This is a genomic window from Micromonospora haikouensis (assembly GCF_900091595.1).
In the GTDB taxonomy this organism is placed as follows: domain Bacteria; phylum Actinomycetota; class Actinomycetes; order Mycobacteriales; family Micromonosporaceae; genus Micromonospora; species Micromonospora haikouensis.
On record NZ_FMCW01000055.1, the window covers coordinates 20,080 to 27,151 of the forward strand.

Annotated in this window: 4 protein-coding genes; 3 read left to right on the top strand and 1 reads right to left on the bottom strand. The window is 69.4% G+C overall.

All coding sequences use genetic code 11. The features are described from left to right. Positions 1-48 precede the first annotated feature (48 nt). From ltrA to GA0070558_RS31440, 3 genes are all read left to right on the top strand, one after another. Positions 49-1,437 (top strand): group II intron reverse transcriptase/maturase, encoded by a 1,389-nt coding sequence (ltrA, locus tag GA0070558_RS31430; protein ID WP_256092236.1) that lies wholly within the window; start codon positions 49-51, stop codon positions 1,435-1,437. Positions 1,438-1,602: 165 nt separating this feature from the next. After that, positions 1,603-5,019 (top strand): hypothetical protein, encoded by a 3,417-nt coding sequence (locus GA0070558_RS31435; RefSeq protein WP_256092237.1) that lies wholly within the window; start codon positions 1,603-1,605, stop codon positions 5,017-5,019. Between the two features lie 95 nt (positions 5,020-5,114). Continuing rightward, a complete protein-coding gene (locus GA0070558_RS31440; protein WP_176734465.1) occupies positions 5,115-6,635 on the top strand; it encodes an AlbA family DNA-binding domain-containing protein in 1,521 nt (506 codons plus the stop codon). Between the two features lie 115 nt (positions 6,636-6,750). On the opposite strand, the gene GA0070558_RS31445 is transcribed toward GA0070558_RS31440, so the two are convergent. Then, positions 6,751-7,072 (bottom strand): transposase family protein (locus GA0070558_RS31445; protein ID WP_141722388.1); only part of this gene is annotated, 322 nt, incomplete at its 5' end.

Genomic DNA, 7,072 nt, shown 5'->3' on the forward strand with positions numbered 1-7,072 from the left:
AACGGCGACGCCCGACCGGGCTCCAGTCCGGTTGATCGGGTAGCGGAGATGCAGACCAAACTTCATCGTTGGGCGGCGGCCGATCCCGGCCGCCGGTTTGATGACCTGTTCAACCTCGTGCACGACCCGGCGACGCTGATCATGGCGTTCGACCGGGTCGCCGGTAACCGGGGAGCCCGCACTCCCGGCGTCGACGGCCTGACCGCCGCCGACGTCCAGGACTCGATCGGCGTCCCCGGATTCCTGACCGACCTGCGTGCCCAGTTGAAGGCGGGCACGTTCCGGCCGCTGCCGGTGCGGGAACGCAAGATCCCGAAACCCGGCGGGTCGGGCAAGGTCCGCAAGCTCGGTATCCCGACTGTCGCGGACCGAGTCGTGCAGGCGGCGTTGAAGCTGGCGCTGGAACCGATCTTCGAGGCCGGTTTCGAGCCGGTCTCCTACGGGTTCCGGCCCAAACGGCGGGCCCAGGACGCAGTCGCCGACATCCACCCGTTCGGCACCAACGGGTACCGGTGGGTGCTCGACGCGGACATCGAAGCGTGCTTCGACTCCATCGACCACACCGCGTTGATGGACCGCGTCCGAGCCAGGGTGACCGACAAACGCGTGCTGGCGCTGGTGAAGGCGTTCCTCAAAGCCGGGATCCTCACCGAACTCGGTGACCGGCGGGACACCCATACCGGCACGCCGCAGGGCGGCATCCTGTCTCCGTTGCTGGCCAACATCGCGTTGTCGGTGCTCGACGAGCATCTGACGGCGCCGTGGAAGCCTGGCGGGACAATGTCGACCAGCGGACGCCGTAACTACCGGCGCAGCCGGGGGTTGCCGACGTGGCGGCTGGTCCGTTACGCCGACGACTTCGTGGTCCTGGTCCACGGGACCGAGGACCACACGGCCGCGTTGCGCGAGGACATCGCCGCTGTGCTCGCTCCGCTGGGTCTGCGCCTGTCGCCGGCCAAGACGCGGATCGTGCACCTGGGCGACGGGTTCGACTTCCTCGGCTTCCACATCCAGTGGAAGCGCAAGCGAGGCTCGAACCGGTGGCATGTGTACACGTTCATCGCCGCCCGGCCGATCCGGTCGCTGAAGGCGAAGATCCGAGCACTGACCCGCAGGACATCACAGCAGAACCTGAAATCCGTGCTGACCAGGCTCAACCAGGCCACGCACGGCTGGGCCAACTACTTCCGGCACGCCGTCGCCAAGCACACCTTCCACACCCTGGACAGGTTCACCTGGCAACGGCTGATCACGATGCTCATGCACCGACACCGCTGGAACTGGAAAGCCGCCCGCAAGCAGTTCACCACGCCGACCGGCAGGTGGCTGCCCATCACCGCGGACGGGACCGCGCACCAACCGATCGCGGCGATCTCCGTGACCCGCTACCGGCAACGCCCGATCCCCAACCCCTGGCCCACACCCGACAACGCCTGACGACAGCAACCGTGGAGAGCCCGTTGCGCGGAAACGCGCACGGCGGGTTCGGCGAGCGGCCTGGAGAAACGGACCAACGGCAACGCTGGCACCGCGCTCCAGGCCGACTCAACTAGACGACAAGTCAGACGGCCCAGCTTGCAGCCTTGATCAAATCTCTTCACAGTGTCCGATTCGGTTGAAGCGCCCCGGTTCCAGCCTCTGTCAAGAATTTTCTTGCCATCGTCTCACATGACGATAGTCGCATCGATGCCAATCGGCGCCAGCGAGGCGATAATCGATCTCACGCCCGGTACGTTGGCGGGCACAATGAACGCCGTGCACGCCGTCACCCGTACCCTGCTGACGTCTCTCGACCCGTTGCCGTACGGCACGCGGATGAACCGCCTCGCACAATGGGCGCGCACTACGTCCGACCGCGTCCAGGTTTGTGCCGAACTGCGTGAGCAGGGCCCGTACGAGCGGCACCTCGCCCTGGTCGCTGCGATGGTGGCCGGGGATAGTGACGGCATCGCCGTCGCGGCGCGCGATCTTCAGCCGTCGATCAGGGGCGCCGCGCTCACCGCGGCGCTGCGCGCCGGCATCCCGGTCGGCGATATCACCGACCGGTCAGCGGTAGAGCGGCGGCGTGTCTATCGGGCACTACGCCGTCGGCGCGCGCCGGCCGTCGCTGACACGCTGATCGGCGAGGTCCGTGCGCAGTTCGGTGACGATGAGGCCGCTGCACTGTTGCCGGCGTGCGGCGATGCGACGGTACGTGCGTTGCTACCCGACCTGGAGCACGCGCTGCGTCTGGAGCGGCTGGTCCGGTGGCATTCCGGCCCATTGCTGGACCGGGTCCGCGAACGGCTGGCCGCGACCCCGCCCGAGCTGAGCGCACGGATCTGGGGTGACGCCGCCGCTGCGGTGCTGCGGTGTGAGCCGGGGCAGGCGCTCGACCTGCTCGAACGGTACGCACCCGAGGAGTCGTTGCCCGGCCCGCTCGACGCGTACGGAGTGCTCGCGGCATTCGACGCCAGCCGTGTCGCCCATCTGCTCACCGCGCCCGGTCGCGCCGCCTGGCTGCGGCGGACCGTGCTGCCGCCGGCCCTGCTGCGACGGTTGACGGTGCTGTCCACCGACGAGTTGGTGCCCCTGGCCAATCGGCTCCGGGATCACAGCCGGGCTCTGGCGACGCTGCTCGACGCTGTCGCGCCGGCCCGGCGCGGGGAGCTGTACGACCGGACGCTGGCCGAGGTCGACACGGCAGCGCTGGTGCCGGCGGCCGATATCATGGAGGTGCTGCCGGCCGCGGTCCGGGTCCGCGAGGCGACCCGGGTGCTGGGTCTGGCGAAGATTCAGGAGCGGGAGGCCGAGGTTCGCGCCTGGCGTGCGTACCTGGCGTGGCCGGACGCGTCGGCGGCGCTGGACGTCGCGCTGCGCTCGGGCGACGCCGACGAGCGGGCGCACGGCTACGCGCTGTTGGTGCAGGCCGCCCGACGCTCCCGAGACCCGCAGGCGGTGGCTCAGGTGATCGTGCGGCTCGGCCGACTGCGCAACGAGCAGGATCCGGTACGCGCCGCCGCGCTCACCGCGCTGGCGAAGGTGGCACCGCTGCTCACCGCGGACACGGCGGCCGGGCTCACGCAGCTGACCACCGACGTGGTCGACGCCCGCGACGCCTCCGCCACCACCACGACAGCGCTGAGCACCCTCGCCGCCGACGTCCTGCAACACCACGTCGCCGTGCCGCAGCTGCGCGAGTGGGCGCTACTGACCATCGACCTGGTGAGCACCGGCGCGAGCGTGCCGGTGCTGCGCCGCTTCGACACCGTGCTGCGCCGCGGGCAGGAGACACTGGTCTTCGAACGGCTACGCGGCTGGATCGAGGCCGGTATCGCCCGAGGCCGGTACGGGCCGCTCTTCGCGCTCACCCACGCGCTCGGCAAGCGGGCCTGGCGGCTGCCACAGCTGCAGGACCTGCTGCGTCGGGCGATCGATCCGCACACCCTGCCGTCGGTGGCCCGCACGGCGGTCGGGCTGTGGCTCGACGACCCGGGTACCCGCTCGGAACGCGTCGCCGAGGTCCTCGCCACCGACCCGACGGCGGTGACGATTCCCGAGGTGTGGGCGACGATCTGCGCATCCCGCACCGACCTGCTCGACCGGGTACTCAAACGCCGCCTGCGGGGCCGGTTCGTTGAACCGGGGACGCGATGGGTGCCCGCCTGGGCGCCTCACGCCGACCGTTGGCTGCCCCACCAGCAGGCCCGCTTCGTGGACCAACTGGACCTCACCATCGCCGACACCGAGCTGGGAGTGTGGCAGCGCGCGGCGGCGATCCGAGCAGCTGCCGGCGTTCCCGGCGCAGGCCGGAAGCTGGTGCTGCGCCACCTCGACGCCCCCGAGGTGCCGATCGCCGAAGCGGCATTGGGCGCGCTGGTCTGGACCGACCGACCTGATGAGGCACTGCCGGTGCTGCTCCGTTACGCCGACAGTGACCGGGCGCGGGTCGCGCTGTACGCGGCCGGCCGGGCCGCCCGGCACATCGCACCATCGCGGCTGGCCGAGGTGCTCACCGAGGTACTGACCGGCCCGGCGAAGATCACCAGCCGGAAGGAGGCGGCCCGGCTGCTGGCACGCTACGGACCGCCACCGGTGATGACGACACTGCTCGACGCGTACCACCACGCGGACGCGCACCGCGACGTGCGTGCGGCGATCGTCTCCGCCGCCCGACAGCAGCTGCAGACCGAGGCGAGCTGGACCATCCTGCGCACCGCAGTGCACGGCAGCCGGGAGGAGCGGCGCGCGGTCCTGAGCGCGCACCCGCACCTGATCCCGGAACGGCACCGTCCGCGCTACGGGGCGCTCATGATCGAGGCCTGCCGCACCGCCGACCGGCAGGTCCGGCGCACTGCGTTCGGTCAGCTCGGGGAATGGTCGCCGTGGCTTTTCGGGATCACCGAACTGGTCCTGGACCGGCTCACCGACCTCGATGAACCGGCGGCGTCCATTGAGGTCGCCAACCTGCTCAAGGCCGGCGGCGACGTGGTACTCGGTGCCGCCCTGGCCCAGCTGGTGGAGCGCGATACAAGCGACAACCATCCTGGCGATCCGGTATCGGACCGCCCGGCCCGACGCCGTATCGAACTTCTTGCACGCGGCGCGGCCGTCCGGTCCAAGAGCCAGCCAGCCGGAGCCGACCGGGCTGCACTGGTCGAATCGGCGCGACGGCTCGCCGAGCATCCCGCGTTCACCAGCACGGCCACCGCGCTGCTGGTCGACCTCGGCCGGTTGGACAATCTCCACGAGATCGCCGAAATGTGCGAAGGCCGACCCGTTCTCGCTGCCCGCATCGCCGAACGCGTCGGCGCCCGCCTGCGAAGCCTCCGCGAGTGGCCCGACTCAGAGGCTCTTGCCGACACCATCACGCGGCTGGCGGGTCGCGGCGACCTCGCCGGCGGGCTGTTCGCGGTAGCCCTGGTCCAGCACGGAGCCAGCTTCGGTTGGAGAACCCCATGGCGGGACCAGCTGATCCGGCTACGCCAACACCCAAACGCCGACGTGCGCGAGGAGGCGTACGCCATCGACATGAGTTGACCGCCGCTACCAGCGAGCAGCCCACCGGTCGCGGAATGCTCCGCAATTCGAAACGGTGCGGTGGGATCAGGATGGGAGTGAGAGGACAAGCGCAGATGGATCCGGTACCCGCTGCTGACGGGCGAGTCGACCGTGAACGACTCGATGAGTTGCTCGCGCTGCAGACCGAGTTCGACGGACTCGACTTCAAGCAGGAGCGATCGCTGGCGAAGGGAACGAAGGGTCGGCTGGAGTTCGTCAAAGACTGCGCCGCGATGCTGTCCCGCCCACAGGGCGGATACCTGGTCATCGGTGTCGACGGTGCCGGCGTACCCAGCGGTGCAGCCATCGAGGCCGCCGACTACGATGCATCCCGGCTGCACGACCTGCTGACCAAACACCTCGAAGGCCAGGTGTCTGTCTCCTCCAGCGTGCACACCGTCGACGGCAACACGGTGGTGCTCGTCTGCCTGCGGCGGCGCGACGACGGCCTGTTCCCGGTGGTCAAGGCCGACTTCGTGGCCAACGACGGCGGCACGCCGACAATAGTTCTGCGCGGTGGAGATGTGTACGTGCGCGAAGGCACGAAGACTCGCAAGTGGCGCTCCGCGGATCTGAGCGGCCTCATCGCGCCCCACGTGGCCATGGTTCGGCAGGAGGAACGTGCCAGGCTCGCAGAGCTGATGGACGCCCTCCGGCGCGAGTACCAAGGGCTGGCTCTGGCGGCCGGACCGGCGGCGGCGCTGACATGGCAGATCGGGCAGGAGCAGTTCGATACCGCGGTCACCGAGGCGATCCGGCGCAGCGACACCTCCGCCCTGCGACTGCTCGTGCTCGGTCTGCAGCGCGACGGTCTCGGCCTGCTGGCCCAGGGCGCCGCCGCCGCTGGCGAGGACCTGCTGCAGCTACTCGACCGGGCCACCGCCGTCGCCGCTATCGCGGTCACGTTGAGCAACGAACAACTCGCCGACGACGTCGTCACGATGCTGACTCGCCTCTACCACCGGCTGTATGTCAACGGAGAAGCGTTGACAAACACCGCCGCGGATCGCGGACTCGCCATCGCCGCCCGGATCCTCGCGGTCATAGCGCTCGCCGTGCGGCTGGACCAATGGTGGGTCATCCGCAAGCTTGCGCTCCGCCCTGCGGGAGACACCATCGCCTATGTGTCCTGGCTGCGTCACGCCCAAGTCCAAGCGGCCAGGCGCCACGTCGTCCTCACCAACACGGCCGCAGAACCTGTCGGGGGCGGACTGGTAGCAGCCGCCCGACAGTTGATCTCGACGTTGCCGGCGCTGCGCCCCGACCTTCCAGGCCACCTCGTCGATAACCTGCCCCTCGGAACGCCGCCTGCTCCCGGCGATCCGGTGATCGATTCGGTGTGTCAGGCGGACCTGCTGTGGTGCGTCGCCGCAGCGCTCGATACCCCGCCGCAGCGCACCAGATACCAGTTCTACCCTAGCTTCGCCTGGCTCTACGAGCACCGGATCGCACCCATGGTGCACCGGCTACGCACCGACGAGAACCTGACGAAAGACGTATACCCCGGCCGCGCTATCGATGAAGTGCGCCGTGCGCTCGACGAGGTTCTGGAGCTAGCCGCTCAGGAAGGAGGCAGGCTCGGCCACTTTTGGTAATGCCCCAAGCTCCACCTCAGCCGATCTCGCAGATGAAACTACGTCGGTGCTGGATGAACCGCGGCACAGCGCCCTCATCGACCCCGAACACGGCACCTCCGACACTGACGTGATCTCAACAAGAATTCGGTAGGTATCGGTGTTCGTAGTGGGTGAGGTGGAGGGCGGCACGGACGATGTCGCCGAGGCTGCGTGGGCTGGCGGTGCTGTGGCGTAGCGTGCGCCAGCGGCCGGTCAGGATGGCGAAGCCGCGTTCTCCGAGGCACCGCATCGATCGAAGGACGGCGTTGTAGGCGCGGTTGTCGACCGCGAGGCGACGGCCGTCGGCGGGTTGCTTGTACGGGGTGTGGATGCCCTGGCCGGCGCCTTCGTAGCCGGAGTCGGCCAGGGTGGGTAGATGCAGTTCGGAGGCTGCCCAGTACAGGGCGCCGGTGACG

Excerpts from the sequence above, each read along its gene's own strand:
- ltrA (WP_256092236.1), top strand. The coding sequence starts at position 49 with ATGCAGACCAAACTTCATCGTTGGGCGGCGGCCGATCCCGGCCGCCGG.
- GA0070558_RS31440 (WP_176734465.1), top strand. The coding sequence starts at position 5,115 with ATGGATCCGGTACCCGCTGCTGACGGGCGAGTCGACCGTGAACGACTC.